Origin of the sequence: Paractinoplanes aksuensis, from assembly GCF_024137025.1 — a bacterium.
In the GTDB taxonomy this organism is placed as follows: domain Bacteria; phylum Actinomycetota; class Actinomycetes; order Mycobacteriales; family Micromonosporaceae; genus Actinoplanes; species Actinoplanes aksuensis.
Genome location: NZ_JAMYJR010000023.1, coordinates 89,791 through 103,959, shown reverse-complemented (window position 1 = coordinate 103,959; position 14,169 = coordinate 89,791). Strand labels below are relative to the sequence as shown.

The following is a 14,169-nucleotide window of genomic DNA, read 5'->3' as shown; positions in this document are numbered from 1 at the left end:
GCCGAAGCTAGATGGCACGCCGCAAGAACACCGACAACCGCGTCGACCTGTCCGCTTTCGACCAGGCCGGCGCCCACGTCATCGACAACCCGCTCACCACCGAGGTCGAGGACTCCTATCTGGAGTACGCGTACTCGGTCATTCACTCGCGCGCCCTCCCCGACGCCCGTGACGGCCTCAAGCCCGTCCACCGCCGCATCCTGTGGTCGATGTCGGAGCAGAACCACCGCCCTGACCGCCCTTATGTGAAGAGTGCCCGAGTTGTCGGCGATGTGATGGGTAAATACCATCCACACGGAGATGTCGCAATCTACGACGCTCTCGTACGGCTCGCGCAGGACTTCTCCCTCAACGCTCCACTCATCGACGGGCATGGAAATTTTGGGAGCCCGGACGACGGACCGGCGGCAGCGAGATACACCGAGGCTCGGATGTCGCGTGAGGCGATGTTGTTGGTCGGTGAGCTGGGGGAGGGGACGGTCGACTTCAAGTCGACCTATGACGGGTCTGATCTCGAGCCTAAGGTGCTGCCCGCGGCGTTTCCGAACCTGTTGGTGAACGGGACGTCGGGCATCGCGGTCGGTATGGCCACCAACATGATTCCGCACAACCTCGGTGAGGTGGTGGCGGCGGCGCAGCATCTGATCACCCATCCCGAGGCGAGCCTCGACAAGTTGATGCGTTTCGTGCCGGGGCCGGATCTGCCGACCGGTGGGCAACTGCTCGGGCTCGACGAGGTGCGGCGGGCGTACGAGACCGGGCGTGGTGTGGTGCGCATGCGGGCCCGGGCTCAGACCGGGTTGCTCGAAGGCGGCCGGGGTCGTCAGGCCATCACGGTGACCGAGCTTCCGTACGGGGTAGGCACCGAGAAGATCATTGAGGCCATCACCGATGAGGTGAAGGGCAAGCTCTACGTTTCCGGGCCCAAGCGGGGGCAGCGGCAGCCGGCTCGTCTCGTGGGCATCGCTGACGTCAAAGACCTCACCGACCGGGAGCACGGCACTCGGCTGGTCATCGAGTGCAAGGTCGGGGTCAACCCGCAGGCGCTTTTGGCCGACCTGTATCGGCTGACGCCGCTCGAGACGTCGTTCGGCATCAACAACCTGGTGCTGGTGAACGGACAGCCGCAGACGTTGGGGCTCAAGGCGCTGCTCGAGGTCTTCGTGCAGCACCGGTACGACGTGGTCACGCGGCGCACCGAGTTCCGGCGCACCAAGCGGCAGGATCGGCTGCACCTGGTCGACGGTCTGCTGATCGCGCTGATCGACATCGACCGGGTGGTCGCGATCATCCGGGGCAGCGACGACGCGGCCTCGGCCAAGGCGGCGCTCATGCAGGAGTTCAGCCTCAGCGACATTCAGGCCACCTACATTCTGGACACTCCGCTGCGGCGGCTCACCCGGTTCGACCGGATCGAGCTCGAGACCGAGCAGGAGCGGCTGCGGGGCGAGATCGCCGAGCTGTCGCGCATTCTCGACAACTTCGACGTGCTGCAGCAGTTGGTCTCCGACGAATTGGCCGAGGTCGCGGCGACGTTCGGGGCGCCCCGGCGCACCACGCTGATCGACGGTGACCTCAAAGAGGTGCTGGCCGCGTCGGCGCCGGCCGGGCCGCTCGAGGTGGCCGACGACCCGTGTCAGGTCATCCTGTCGGCGACGGGGCTGATCGCCCGCACGGCGGCCGAGAGCGAAGAGGCCACCGAGGCTCGGCGCCGATCGGGCCGGGTCAAGCACGATGCCGTACGGGCCGTGGTGCACTCGACCGCCCGGGGCCGGATCCTGCTGGTCACCAACCGGGGGCGGGCCTTCAAGACCGACGTGCTCCCGCTGCCGGTGCTGCCGGAGCAGTCGGGCACAGTCTCGATCCGCGGCGGCATGTCGGCGTCCGAGCTGGTCCCGTTGGAGAAGGGCGAGAAGGTCGTCGGCCTGGCCCCGCTGGGCGCGGCCGGGTCGCCGGGGCTCGCGATGGGCACGCGGCAGGGTGTCATCAAGGTGTGTGCCCCGGAGTGGCCGGTGCGGTCCGACGAGTTCGAGGTGATCACCCTCAAGGACGGGGACGAGGTGCTGCAGGCCACGTGGCTGACCGACGGGTCCGAGTCGCTGGTGTTCGTGACCTCGGATGCGGCGCTGCTGCGGTTCCCGGCCAAGACGGTGCGGCCCCAGGGGCTCAAGGGTGGCGGCATGGCGGGTGTCAACGTGTCGGCCGGGGCCGAGGTGATCTCGTTCAACGCGGTCGCCACGGCCGACCACGACCACGGTGAGCCGATGGTGGTGACGTCGACCGGCACCCAGGTCAAGGTGAGCCCGTTCGCGTCGTACCCGGCCAAGGGGCGCGCGACCGGCGGTGTGCGGGTGCAGCGGTTCCTCAAGGGCGAGACGCGGCTGACGGTGGCGTGGGTGGGTCCGCGCCCGGTCGGCGCCAGCAGCACGGGCGACCCGATCGACCTGCCCGAACCGGACGCGCGCCGCGACGGCTCGGGCGAGGCGGTGCTGATGGGTCCGCAGATCATCGGCCACCTCATCGAGCGGGGCTGACGCCTCTTCCGGAGCCCTTCGGCAGCTGCCGCGAGGGCTCCGGAAACCGCAGCCTCGGGCAGCTGCCGCTAGGGCTCCGGAAACGCGCACCCGGCCGGGATGCGGGCCGCGGGCGGCGGAAATCGGGGAGACGGCCCGGGGCCGGTATGCCAGGATTCGCGCATGGAGATGCCCGAGGTCGCGCGGGCGATCGCGGCGGCCACCTCGGTCGCCGCTTCGCTGGATCTGGTGGCCGGTGACGCGGTCGTTCTTCACAACTCGAACCGGCTGGCCCTGCGGCTGGTCCCGGTTGATGTCCTGGCCCGGGTCGCCCCGCTGGGGCACGGGGCGGCCGAGCTCGAGATCGAGCTCGCTCGGCGACTCGTCGCGGCCGGATGCCCGGTGGGCGACCTGGAGCCGCGGGCCGGCCCGGCGGTGTACACGCGGGACGGCTTCGCGGTGACGCTGTGGACCTACTACGAGCCGGTGACTGCGGGCGTCTCGCCGGCCGACTTCGCTCAGGCGCTGGAGCTGTTGCATGTGCGCCTGCGACAGGTTGACTGGCCGGCCCCGCGGTTCACGGATCGCGTCGCTGAGGCCCAAGCGGTGGTCGCCGACCCGGAACAGTCGCCGCGGCTCGGTGACGCCGACCGTGCGTTCCTCGGCGGCCGGCTGGAAGCGCTGCGACGAGCGATCGACGACCGTGGCGCCGCCGGACAACTGCTCCACGGCGAGCCGCATCCGGGCAATGTGCTCAGCACGAAGGACGGCCCGTTGTTCATCGACCTCGAGACGTTCTGCCGGGGGCCGGTCGAGTTCGATCTCGCCCACGTCCCCGCGGCGGTCGTCGAGCACTACCCGGGCGTCGACCACGAACTGCTGGACGAGTGCCGGCAGCTCGTCCTCGCGATCGTCGCGGCGTGGCGCTGGAAGATCGGCGACCAACTGCCGAACGGTATCCGGTTCGGCGAGGAACTGCTGCGGGCGCTGCGGGAGGGCCCGCCCTGGCCGACCCTGGACACAGTGCGCGAGCGGTAGAAACAGGAAGTTGGTGGACGGTGCCGGCTACCGTGGCTCGGCGCCGGGAGTGTCGGGGCCGAGGTCGAGCAGCTGGACGGTTCGTAGCGCCCGCCGCACGGCCTGGTCGGCGATCTGCGGGTCGAGCCAGACGTCGCGCGGCTCGACGGTGAACAGCTCGTCGCCGCGGACGGCCCAGGGTCCGATCTCGCCGGCCACGTAGGCCTCGAACAGCGCCGGCTGGTCGAGGCGGGGCGAATCGCCCACCGGCTCGAAGGTGTGCCGCAGCACCATCGACGGTTGCGGGTGGGGCAGGCGCACCACGACGAAGGCGCCCTTGCCCTTGCGCCGCGGGACCGTCCCGTCGAAGTCGTGGTTCCTCCATCGAATCTCGCCGAAGGTCACCGGCAGCCCATCGATCTCGCGCTGCCAGGCCCGGGGAACTTTGATCCGACCGTCCGGCCAGGGCCAGCGGCGTTCGTCCGGGTCGATTTCCGTCCACTCGCCGCGGGCGGCCCAGCGTCGTAGGTGACGGCGGAACAGGACGCGGGTGAGCAGGAAAGCGGAAGGGGTCACCGTGACGATCACGAGGAAAGCGACGGTCCCCGACCAGTCGTCGCGGCCCCGGTTGAGCGCGCGGCCCAGCATCAGCGCCACGACGAGCACGCTCAGCCACAGCGGCTGCCACCAGCGCTTGCGAATCAGCATCGCGGGCGGCCATCAGAAGGCGGACGGGCCGGCATCAGGCGGCCGGGAGGGGGCGGTCGGGGCCGATGTCGAGCAGGCGGACGACATGCAGGGCTCGGCGCACTGCGCGGTAGGTGGAGCCGGGGTCGAGGGCCTGGTCGCGGGGTTCGACGGTGAAGAGTTCGGTGTCGCGCACCGTGAACGGGGGGATTTCCATGATGCGGAAGGCGTGCCGCACCGCCGGTTGCTCCAGGCGGGGCGAGTCGCCGATGAACTTGTGGGGGAAGCGGATGGCCATCGGCGGTTGGGCCTGGGGCAGGCCGACCACCACGAAGATGCCCTTGCCGTCGCGGTCGATCACGGCGCCGGAGAAGGCCCCGCCCGACCACTGGACCTCGCCGAAGGTCACCGGCAGGCCCTCGATGTCGCCGGTCCAGGCCGAGCGGACCTGGCTGCTGCCCTGCAGGGTCAGGTTCTGCCAGGGCCAGTCGATGGTGGCCGGATCGACCGGGGCGCATCCCATTGCGGTGGCCCAGCGTGACATCGACCGCAGCGACAGAGCGCGCAGGGCGGAGTGGATCGAGTACGCGGCGAAACCGGCGGCGATCACGCCCGCGCACCCGGTGACCGACGGGAGCGCGACAAACGTGCCCACGGCCAGCAGCACGGCGAGACCGGCGGTCCACCCGGTTCTGACCCACGCCCCCGCTTCGACGCCCATCGACGTCAGGGTAGAGGATCAAGGCCCGTCCGATGGATCACGCGGGAGCGAGGCGATGCCGCTGCCCGGGTGATCCATCGGGGCCGGCCTAGGGCAACGGCCGGCGTCCTGCGAAGCCCAGGTCGGAGCGGTGGTACCAGCCCAGGTCGGTCTCGCCCTCGAGCCAGCACAGGTCGACGTCGACCCCGTCCACCTCGCCCGGGAAGTCGATGAGCAGCGGGGCCAGGCTCTTGAGCACGGCACCGGTCTGTTGCACCTCGGTCATCAGGTCGTCGAGGCGGGCCGTGGTCGCCTTCCACTCCGGCAGCCCGCCCAGCGGTGTCGGTGGCCCGCCGGCCACCCCGATCACGGCGCCCAGTTCGGCCGCGTCGGCTCGGAGAGCGACGATCTCTTCCAGTACGGGCCGCAACCGCTTCAGTTCGTCCCGCGCCTCACCCAGCGTGAACAACCCCATGCCACTGAGAGTGCCAGCTCAAGTCGATCACGCCAAGGAGGGCGAGGAGTCGAACTGGGAAACGAGGCGGGTCAGGCGTCGATCAGGGCGTGGCGAGCCATGATCTCGGCCCGCCGCGCGCGGTTGACGGCGCGCACCCGGCGGCCGACGAAGAACAGATCCGCCAGTGTCCAGACGCCCAGGCCACCCAGCGTGAACAGCATGGCGATCGACCGCCCGGTGTCGCCCAGATAGAAGCGATGCCCGCCGAAGATTCCGCAGACGGCCCACAGCAGGTAGGCGACCCGGGCGTTCTTGCGTACGGACTCGAACTCCGACTCGGCCCGAAGCACACGCAGCCGCTCCCACTCGGGCAACTCAGCGGCGGCCGAGGAAGTGGGTCTGGAAGCGAGGGGAAAGGTGCCCGGCCCGGCTGTCAACGGGCCTACGGCGGCGGGGCTGAGCGGGTGACCGAGGGCGCCCGGCCCGGCCGCCACTGGGTTCGCGGAGGCGGGGCCGAGCGGGCGGCCGGCGGGGTGGGAGCGGCCGGCCGGCGGTGTGCTGACCCAGGCGGAGTCGTGCGGGTGGGAGCGGCCGGCCGGCGGTGGGCCGGCGGGGGTGGGGTCGAGCGGGTCGCCGGGGGAGTGGGGGACGGCTCCGGGCGGGGTCACCGGCGTAACGATAGCCGTGGTGGGTGGGACGAGGGACCATGGTGAGGTGGACCTACAGGTTGTGGAGCAGGTGGCCGAGCTCGGCGCGTGGATCGCCGACGGTGACGTGGTGGTTCTGAGCGGCGCGGGCCTTTCCACCGACTCCGGCATTCCGGATTATCGCGGCCCGTCCGGGTCGGCCCGCCGCAGCACGCCCATGACCTATCAGGCGTTCACCCGTGACCCGATCGCCCGCCGTCGCTACTGGGCGCGGTCGCACCTGGGCTGGCGCACGATCGGCGAGGCCCACCCCAACGACGGCCACCGGGCCGTCGCCGCCCTGCAGGATCGCGGCGCGATCAACGGCATCATCACCCAGAACGTCGACGGCCTGCACCAGGCGGCCGGGGCCGGCGACGTCGTCGAGCTGCACGGCAACCTGGCCCGCATCATCTGCCTGGATTGTGGGGATCTCACAGCCCGCGAGGCGCTGGCGGCCCGGCTCGACGAGGCCAATCCCGCCTTCGACGCGGCCGCGGTCGCGATCAACGCCGACGGTGACGCCGAGCTCGACGACACCGACCTCGACCAGTTCACGGTGGTCGATTGTCTGAGCTGCGGCGGCATGCTCAAGCCGGACGTCGTCTACTTCGGCGAGACGGTGCCCCCGGAGCGGGTGGCCCGCAGCTTCGCGCTGGTCGGCAACGCCCGTACGCTGCTGGTTCTCGGTTCTTCGCTGACCGTAATGTCCGGTCGCCGCTTCGTTCTGCGGGCGGTCAAGGACGGCATCCGGGTCGCGATCGTCAACCGGGGCGTGACGCGGGGCGAGCCGTACGCGGGTCTCCACATCGATGCCCCATTGGGCATCGTTCTGCCTCACCTGGCCAAGGTTTCGTCCGGACCCGTCCGCATTTAGTCCGGCGTCTATACCCGCCGTTTATCGTAACGAAACCTAAAAATAGAGTCGGCCCGTTGACGTGACCGGCCTCACTGGCGTTAACTGCCGAAACCGCTTCCGAAACCGGTTCCGAAATCCGGCTGACACGAAGCGGTGACACGTCAGGAGGACCAGTGCCAATCACCATCGCCGATGTGGCGGCTCGGGCCAAGGTCAGCAAGACGACCGTGTCCCGGGTGCTCAACGGCAAGGGTGAGCTGGACGAGTCGACCGCCGCGCGGGTCCGTGCGGTGATCGACGAACTGGGTTACGTGCCGAGTTCCCGGGCCGTCGGGCTGGCCCGCGGCCGCACCCGGGTCGTCGGCATGCTGGTGCCCTCGCTCACCTGGCCGTGGATCGGCGACGTCATCCAGGGCGCGGTCGACGTGCTCGAGACCGAGCGCTACGGCCTGCTGCTGTTCACCTGCAACCGCGGCGAGGAGTCGATGCGCCAGTTCGGCGCCCAGGTGTCCGCCAAGTCGTTCGACGGCCTGCTGGTCATCGAGCCCGAGGGGACCCTCGACTACATCGCCACCCTGCACCGCCGGGGCCTGCCGGTGGTGCTGATCGACGACCGCGACCAGACCTCGGGCGAGATCCCGAGCGTCGGCACGACCCAGCACGACGGCGCCGGCTCGGCCGCCCGGCACCTGCTCGAGATCGGGCGTACGAAGCCTCTGGTGATCTCGGGACCCGAGAAGTTCGGCTGCACCCAGCAACGCCACGCCGGCTTCGCCTCGGTCTTCGCCGAGGCCGGCCACCCGATCGCCACCGACCGGCTGGCCCTGGGCGACTTCACTGTCGCTCTCGGGGCCGAGGCCGTGCAGACCGCGATCGCGGCCGGGGTGGAGTTCGACTCCGTCTTCGCCCACAACGACCTTGCCGCCATCGGCGCCATGCAGGCGCTGCTCGACGCGGGCCGCCGCGTCCCGCAGGACGTGGCGGTGGTCGGCTTCGACGACATACCGACCGCGGCGCACACCCAGCCGCCGCTGACGACCGTGCACCAACCGTTGCGCGAGATGGGTGAGGCCGCGGCTCGTACGCTGCTCGCCCACTTCGAGGGCACACCCCTGCCCGTCCGTCCCACCATCATCCCCACCACCTTCACCGTCCGACCTTCCACAGTGGCCTGACCACGCAGCTCACCCACGGGGCCGGCCCACCAAGAGGGCCGGCGCCGCGATAACTCACGCCCTCATGTGAAAGAGGAGATTTTCGCGATGCAGAGAAGGAAACTGTTCGCGGTCGCCGTGGCGAGCGTGCTCGCCACCGGTGGCCTGGCCGCGTGCGGCGACTCGCCGAACGCCGACAACGCCAACAACGCGAACAAGTCGTCGGTCGACTTCCTCAAGATCGGCATGCCCAACGGCACGCAGACCGAGAACCACAACCCGTTCGCCGGCACCTCCTCGGCCAACGCTCTGGGCTACAAGTGGATGATCTACGAGCCGCTGACCCAGTGGAACCCGGTGCGTCCGGCCGAGCCGGCCATCCCGTGGCTGGCCAGCGGGGTCAAGTGGGCCGACGACTACAAGTCGGCCGAGGTCACCGTGCGCGACAACGCCACCTGGTCGGACGGCCAGAAGCTGACCGCCGAGGACGTGGCGTACACGTTCAACCTGCTCAAGAGCAACGAGGCGCTCAACCAGAACGCCATCCCGTTCGACCAGATCACGGTCGCGGGCAACGTGGTCAAGGTGACCTTCAAGTCGCCGCAGTTCGTCAACCAGAACAAGATCATGGCGAGCACCCCGATCGTGCCCAAGCACATCTGGGAGAAGATCGCCGACCCGGCCACGGACGTCAACAAGACCCCGGTCGGCTCGGGCCCGTACACGCTGAAGTCCTTCACCCAGGCCGGCGTCACGCTGTCCGTGCGCACCGAGGGCTACTGGGGCACGGTGCCGCAGGTCAAGGAGCTGCGGTACGTCTCCTACGCCGACAACAACGCCCAGGGCACCGCGCTCGCCAACGGTGACGCCGAGTGGTCGTTCGTCTTCCTGCCCAACCCGAAGGCGACGTTCATCGACAAGGACCCGGAGCACCACAAGGTGTGGGCGCCCGGCGTGCTCGGCATCCACGGCCTCTACATCAACACCACGATCAAGCCGTTCGACGACGTGAAGCTGCGTCAGGCCATGAACATGGTGATCAACCGGGCCGACATCTTCACCCAGGCCGAGGCCTCGTACTTCCACCCGGAGATCAAGAGTGTGACCGGCCTGCCGCCGGGCGCCGGTGACGCGTTCATCGCGCCGGAGTACAAGGGCAAGGAGTTCTCGAACGACATCGAGGGCGCCAAGGCGCTGCTGGCCGGCGCCGGCTACAAGCTCAACGGCAAGGTCCTCAGCGACCCGTCGGGCAAGCCGGTGAAGATCAAGCTCAGCGACCCCGCGCCGTGGTCGGACTACCAGACCTCGCTCGAGATCATCAAGAGCAACTTCGCCGAGATCGGCATCGCGGCCACGGTCGAGAAGCCCAACCAGGACGTCTGGGACAAGAACGTGCAGACGGGCGCCTTCGAGGCCTCGATGCGCTGGACGAACGGTGGCGCCACGCCGTACGACATCTACCAGACCGTCATGGACGGCGACCTCCTCAAGCCGATCGGCACCGCCGCTCAGCAGGGCAACTTCGGCCGCTTCAAGAGCCCGGAGGCGACCGCCGCGCTGACCGCGTACAAGAACGCGACCAGCGACGAGGCCCGCACCACGGCGATGAACCAGATCCAGAAGGTCTTCGTCGAGCAGGCCCCGATGTTCCCGGTCGGCGCCGACAACGTCGGTGCGGCCTACAGCGACAAGAACTGGACCGGATGGCCGACGGACGCCGACCCGTACTCGGGCGCGCAGCCGACCCAGCCGTACGTGTCGCTCATCATCGGCAAGCTGAAGCCCGCCAACTCCTGATCGTGGTCGCCGCCCCCACCCGTGCCGCCGGGTGGGGGCGGCCTCCCGCCGTTGAAATGAAGGAAACCGGCATGACCACTCAGGACGTGAAGGCCTCCAACTCACCCGGGTTCTCCGTGCCGTCCGGAGGACCAGGCATCGGGGTTGGCACAGTCGGCGAGGTGGTGCTCGAGGCGATCGGCCTGACCAAGCACTTTCCCGTACGCCGGGGACTGCGCCAGCTGCTCTCCCGGGAACGGACGGCCGTGCACGCCGTCGACGACGTGCACCTCACCCTGCGCCGCGGCCGGGTGGTCGCGCTGGTCGGCGAGTCCGGCTCCGGCAAGAGCACAGTGGCCCGGCTGCTCGCCCAGCTGTACCCGCGGACCGACGGCGACATCCAGCTGCACGGCGAGACGACCAAGGTCAAGGGCGGAAAGGCCTTCCGGTCGTACGCGGCCCGGGTCCAAATGATCTTCCAGGATCCCTTCGCGTCGCTGAACCCGGTGCACACGATCCGCTACCACCTCACCCGCGCGCTGAAGATCCACCACAACGCGGGCAAGAGCGAGGCCGACCTCGAGAACGCGCTCAACGAGCTGCTGACCCGGGTCAGCCTGACCCCGCCCGAACGTTACCTGGACAAGTTCCCGCACGAGCTCTCCGGCGGCCAGCGTCAGCGCGTGGCCATCGCCCGCGCCCTGGGCGCCCAGCCCGAGGCCCTGCTGGCCGACGAGCCGGTGTCCATGCTGGACGTCTCGATCCGCCTCGGCGTGCTCAACCTGCTGCGCGATCTCAAGGAGCGCCTCAACCTGGCGATCCTCTACATCACCCACGACATCGCCTCGGCCCGCTACTTCGCCGACGAGACCCTGGTGATGTACGCCGGCCGGATGGTCGAGGGCGGCGACAGCGAGACCGTCACCCAGACCCCGGCCCACCCGTACACCCGGCTGCTGATCGACTCCGCGCCCGACCCCGACCGGCTGGCCGGCGACGTCGACGCGGCCGAGGAAGACCGGGGCAACGGCGAGCCGCCGAGCCTGATCCGCCCGCCGTCCGGCTGCCGCTTCCACCCGCGCTGCCCGATGGCCATGTCGCGCTGCAGCGTCGACCTGCCGATCCGCCTGGAGATCGGCGACAAGCCCGGCCACTGGGCCGCGTGCTGGCTGTACGACGAGGCCACCGTGAAAGAGGCCGCGAAATGAAGTATTTCCTGCAACGCATCGCGTTCTACCTGTTCACCTTGTGGGCCGCGATCACCCTGAACTTCTTCATCCCGCGGCTGGTGCCCGGTGACCCGGTGCAGTCGCTGATCGCCAAGTTCCGTGGCCAGCTCAGCACCGAGGCCATCAATTCGCTCTACGTGCTGTTCGGCCTGGACGACGACAAGGGTCTGTGGGCCCAGTACATCGACTACTGGCAGCAGCTGTTCCGGGGCGACCTGGGCCTGTCCTTCACGTTCTTCCCGTCGCCGGTCTCGCAGATCATCAGTGACGCGCTGCCGTGGACGGTCCTGCTGGTCGGTATCACCACCGTGATCAGCTTCCTGATCGGCACCGGCCTGGGCGTCTTCGCCGGCTGGCGCCGCGGGTCGTGGACCGACGGCCTGCTGCCGGTCACCACGTTCTTCTCGTCGGTGCCGTACTTCTGGCTCGGCATCATCGCGATCTACCTGCTGACCGGCCCGGACAGCTTCTTCCCGTCGTCCGGCGGCTTCGACTCGGCGCTGGTGCCGGCCTGGGACCAGTACTTCATCCCCAGCGCCCTGCAGCACAGCCTGCTGCCCGCGCTGACGATCCTGATCTCGTCGGTCAGCGGCTGGATCCTGAGCATGCGCAACATGATGGTGACGGTGTCGTCCGAGGACTACATCACCGTCGCGCACGCCAAGGGGCTTTCCGAGCGCCGGGTTGCGGTCAGCTACGCCGCCCGCAACGCGTTGCTGCCCAACATCTCCGGGTTCGCGCTGTCGCTCGGTTTCATCGTCGGCGGCACACTGCTGGTCGAGATCGTGTTCTCGTACCCGGGTGTGGGGTTCATCCTGCTGCAGGCGCTCGGGGCCAAGGACTATCCGCTGATGCAGGGCATCTTCCTGGTCATCACGATCGCGGTGCTGGTGGCCAACCTGCTGGCCGATCTGGCCTACCTGCTCCTCGACCCGCGCACCCGTAAGGAGGGCTGAGCGATGACGATCCCCACCTCGAGCACCGCCCAGGTCATTCCCGGACAGGGGGCGATGGCCGCACCCGAGAGCGCCAAGCCGGGGCGGGCCAAGCGCCAGCGCTTCCTGTTCCTGAAGAACAAGAAGGCGTCCTTCGGCCTGGTAATCCTGGGTTTCTACGTGCTGTTCGCGATCATCGGGCCGTGGATCACGCCGTACGACCCGGACGCGCGCAGCAACGACCTGATCCAGCCGCCGTCGGCCGACCACTGGTTCGGCACCACCCACCTGGGCCAGGACGTGTTCAGCCAGGTGCTCGACGGCACCCGCCCGGTCGTGTTCGTCGGCTTCCTGGCCGGCGCCATCGCCACCGTGCTGTCGGTGATCATCGGCATCACCGCCGGCTACCTCGGCGGCAAGACCGACGACACGCTGTCCGCGCTGTCCAACGTGTTCCTGGTCATCCCGGCCATCCCGTTGATGATCATCATCACGTCGATCCTGGACAGCGCCAGCAACCTGCTGATCGCCCTGATCATCGGCCTCACCTCGTGGTCGTGGAACGCCCGGGTGCTGCGGGCGCAGACGCTGTCGCTGCGCCGGCGCGACTACATCGAGGCGGCCCGGGCCACCGGCGAGAAGACCTGGCGCATCGTCGGCTTCGAGCTGCTGCCCAACCTGACCGCGGTCATCGCCTCCGGATTCATCGGCACGGTCATCTTCGCCGTGCTGTCGCTGATCACCCTGGCCTTCATCGGCATCGTCTCGGCCGCCGGCTGGAACTGGGGCACGATCCTGTTCTGGGCCCAGGGGCAGCAGGCCCTGGCCCAGGGCGCGTGGTGGTGGTTCGTGCCGGCCGGTCTGGCCATTGCGTTCCTGGGCACGGCGCTCTCGCTGATCAACTTCGCGATCGACGAGTTCGTCAGCCCTCGCCTGCGCAGCGCGGGCAAGACCAAGCTCAAGACGGCCTCCGGCGGCACCGTACGGATGCGGATCGGCTTCACCCCGGTGCTGTCCAACTCGGCCGAGCCGCACACGCGAGCACAGATACATCCTGACGCCATGACACCTGTGGCCCGAGAGGCGGCCAAGTAATGGAACCCGTCCTCGAGATTCGCAATCTCAACGTCGAGTACGGCCTGGGCGACAAGGCTGTGCGCGCGGTCCGCGACGTCAACCTGACCCTGCACAAGGGCGAGGTGCTCGGCCTGGCCGGCGAGAGCGGCTCGGGCAAGTCGACCCTGGCCTACGGGCTGACCCGGCTGCTCGCCCCGCCGGGGGTCATCACCGGCGGCGAGGTCATCTACCACCCCGAGAAGAGCGACCCGTACGACGTTCTGGGCCTCTCGGACAAGGCCTTGCGCGCGTTCCGGTGGGCCGAGACGGCGATCGTGTTCCAGGGCGCGATGAACTCGCTCAACCCCGTGCACAAGATCTCGACCCAGCTGACCGACGTGCTCAAGGCCCACGACCCCAAGATGAGCGAGCACAGCCGCAACGCCCGGGCCCGCGAGATGCTCAAGCTGGTCGGCATCTCGCCCGACCGGATGGACGCGTACCCGCACCAGCTCTCGGGCGGCATGCGGCAGCGCGTCATGATCGGCATGGCGCTGATCCTGCAGCCGCAGGTCGTCATCATGGACGAGCCGACCACCGCCCTCGACGTGGTCATGCAGCGGCAGATCCTGGGCCAGCTGATCGAGCTGCGCGAGCGGCTCGGCTTCTCGGTCATCTTCATCACGCACGACCTGTCGCTGCTGGTCGAGTTCTCGAACCGGATCGCCATCATGTACGGCGGCCGGATCGTCGAGGAGGCGCCGGCCGGCACGATCTACCGCGACGCCCTGCACCCGTACTCGAAGGGTCTGCTGAGCTCGTTCCCCGCCCTGCGCGGGCCGCGCCGCGAGCTGGCCGGCATCCCCGGGTCACCCCCCGACCTGGCCGGCATGCCCAGCGGTTGCTCGTTCCACCCCCGGTGCCCCAAGGCGTTCGAGCCGTGCTCGACGCACATCCCGGTGCTCGGCCGCCCCGGCACCCCGGACGGAGCCGCACGTTCCGTCGCGTGCTGGCTGCATCCCACGGAGCAACCCGTCGGATGAAAACGGGGGCCGGTCCGTTCTTCGCTACGGGCCGGCCCCTCCCTTATCCCCAATGGA

General features: G+C 69.2%; 13 protein-coding genes. 9 read left to right on the top strand and 4 right to left on the bottom strand.

Annotation, left to right across the window (positions count from 1 at the left end; all coding sequences use genetic code 11):
- Nucleotides 1-11: 11 nt before the first annotated feature.
- Together M1L60_RS21340 and M1L60_RS21335 are read left to right on the top strand one after the other, a co-directional pair.
- On the top strand, nucleotides 12-2,534 hold the full coding sequence (locus tag M1L60_RS21340) for a DNA gyrase/topoisomerase IV subunit A (RefSeq protein WP_253239221.1): 2,523 nt from the start codon (nucleotides 12-14) through the stop codon (nucleotides 2,532-2,534).
- 162 nt (nucleotides 2,535-2,696) lie between these two features.
- A complete protein-coding gene (locus tag M1L60_RS21335) occupies nucleotides 2,697-3,551 on the top strand; it encodes an aminoglycoside phosphotransferase family protein (RefSeq protein ID WP_253239220.1) in 855 nt (284 codons plus the stop codon).
- A gap of 27 nt (nucleotides 3,552-3,578) precedes the next feature.
- Here M1L60_RS21335 and M1L60_RS21330 read toward each other — a convergent pair whose 3' ends face one another.
- The 4 genes from M1L60_RS21330 to M1L60_RS21315 all read right to left on the bottom strand — a co-directional run bounded on the left by M1L60_RS21330 (nucleotide 3,579) and on the right by M1L60_RS21315 (nucleotide 6,042).
- The gene (locus M1L60_RS21330) at nucleotides 3,579-4,238 is read right to left on the bottom strand and encodes a hypothetical protein (RefSeq protein WP_253239219.1); all 660 of its coding nucleotides are present in this window, start codon (nucleotides 4,236-4,238) and stop codon (nucleotides 3,579-3,581) included.
- Between the two features lie 34 nt (nucleotides 4,239-4,272).
- A complete protein-coding gene (locus tag M1L60_RS21325; RefSeq protein ID WP_253239218.1) occupies nucleotides 4,273-4,938 on the bottom strand; it encodes a hypothetical protein in 666 nt (221 codons plus the stop codon).
- Between the two features lie 88 nt (nucleotides 4,939-5,026).
- Nucleotides 5,027-5,392, bottom strand: a complete 366-nt coding sequence (locus M1L60_RS21320) for a DUF2203 domain-containing protein (RefSeq protein WP_253239217.1) — start codon at nucleotides 5,390-5,392, stop codon at nucleotides 5,027-5,029.
- Between the two features lie 71 nt (nucleotides 5,393-5,463).
- On the bottom strand, nucleotides 5,464-6,042 hold the full coding sequence (locus tag M1L60_RS21315; RefSeq protein ID WP_253239216.1) for a TM2 domain-containing protein: 579 nt from the start codon (nucleotides 6,040-6,042) through the stop codon (nucleotides 5,464-5,466).
- 46 nt (nucleotides 6,043-6,088) lie between these two features.
- Here M1L60_RS21315 and M1L60_RS21310 point away from each other — a divergent pair, with 46 nt between their 5' ends.
- From M1L60_RS21310 to M1L60_RS21280, 7 genes are all read left to right on the top strand, one after another.
- Nucleotides 6,089-6,937: an NAD-dependent protein deacetylase gene (locus tag M1L60_RS21310; protein WP_253239215.1), complete on the top strand. Its 849-nt coding sequence runs from the start codon at nucleotides 6,089-6,091 to the stop codon at nucleotides 6,935-6,937.
- Between the two features lie 155 nt (nucleotides 6,938-7,092).
- Nucleotides 7,093-8,094 carry a LacI family DNA-binding transcriptional regulator gene (locus M1L60_RS21305; RefSeq protein WP_253239214.1) on the top strand — a complete coding sequence of 334 codons (1,002 nt, stop codon included), beginning with the start codon at nucleotides 7,093-7,095 and terminating at the stop codon, nucleotides 8,092-8,094.
- 87 nt (nucleotides 8,095-8,181) lie between these two features.
- Nucleotides 8,182-9,870, top strand: a complete 1,689-nt coding sequence (locus M1L60_RS21300; protein ID WP_253239213.1) for an ABC transporter substrate-binding protein — start codon at nucleotides 8,182-8,184, stop codon at nucleotides 9,868-9,870.
- 71 nt (nucleotides 9,871-9,941) lie between these two features.
- Nucleotides 9,942-11,057 (top strand): ABC transporter ATP-binding protein, encoded by a 1,116-nt coding sequence (locus M1L60_RS21295; RefSeq protein ID WP_253239212.1) that lies wholly within the window; start codon nucleotides 9,942-9,944, stop codon nucleotides 11,055-11,057.
- A complete protein-coding gene (locus M1L60_RS21290; protein WP_253239211.1) occupies nucleotides 11,054-12,034 on the top strand; it encodes an ABC transporter permease in 981 nt (326 codons plus the stop codon). Before M1L60_RS21295 ends, M1L60_RS21290 begins: the two co-directional genes overlap by 4 nt.
- A 3-nt stretch (nucleotides 12,035-12,037) precedes the next feature.
- Nucleotides 12,038-13,108 (top strand): ABC transporter permease, encoded by a 1,071-nt coding sequence (locus M1L60_RS21285; protein ID WP_253239210.1) that lies wholly within the window; start codon nucleotides 12,038-12,040, stop codon nucleotides 13,106-13,108.
- Nucleotides 13,108-14,112 (top strand): ABC transporter ATP-binding protein, encoded by a 1,005-nt coding sequence (locus M1L60_RS21280; RefSeq protein ID WP_253239209.1) that lies wholly within the window; start codon nucleotides 13,108-13,110, stop codon nucleotides 14,110-14,112. The genes M1L60_RS21285 and M1L60_RS21280 overlap by 1 nt, the downstream gene beginning before the upstream one ends.
- Nucleotides 14,113-14,169: the final 57 nt, after the last annotated feature.

Excerpts from the sequence above, each read along its gene's own strand:
- M1L60_RS21300 (WP_253239213.1), top strand. The coding sequence starts at position 8,182 with ATGCAGAGAAGGAAACTGTTCGCGGTCGCCGTGGCGAGCGTGCTCGCC.
- M1L60_RS21290 (WP_253239211.1), top strand. The coding sequence starts at position 11,054 with ATGAAGTATTTCCTGCAACGCATCGCGTTCTACCTGTTCACCTTGTGG.
- M1L60_RS21325 (WP_253239218.1), bottom strand. The coding sequence starts at position 4,938 with ATGGGCGTCGAAGCGGGGGCGTGGGTCAGAACCGGGTGGACCGCCGGT.
- M1L60_RS21330 (WP_253239219.1), bottom strand. The coding sequence starts at position 4,238 with ATGCTGATTCGCAAGCGCTGGTGGCAGCCGCTGTGGCTGAGCGTGCTC.
- M1L60_RS21295 (WP_253239212.1), top strand. The coding sequence starts at position 9,942 with ATGACCACTCAGGACGTGAAGGCCTCCAACTCACCCGGGTTCTCCGTG.
- M1L60_RS21335 (WP_253239220.1), top strand. The coding sequence starts at position 2,697 with ATGGAGATGCCCGAGGTCGCGCGGGCGATCGCGGCGGCCACCTCGGTC.
- M1L60_RS21340 (WP_253239221.1), top strand. The coding sequence starts at position 12 with ATGGCACGCCGCAAGAACACCGACAACCGCGTCGACCTGTCCGCTTTC.
- M1L60_RS21280 (WP_253239209.1), top strand. The coding sequence starts at position 13,108 with ATGGAACCCGTCCTCGAGATTCGCAATCTCAACGTCGAGTACGGCCTG.
- M1L60_RS21320 (WP_253239217.1), bottom strand. The coding sequence starts at position 5,392 with ATGGGGTTGTTCACGCTGGGTGAGGCGCGGGACGAACTGAAGCGGTTG.
- M1L60_RS21285 (WP_253239210.1), top strand. The coding sequence starts at position 12,038 with ATGACGATCCCCACCTCGAGCACCGCCCAGGTCATTCCCGGACAGGGG.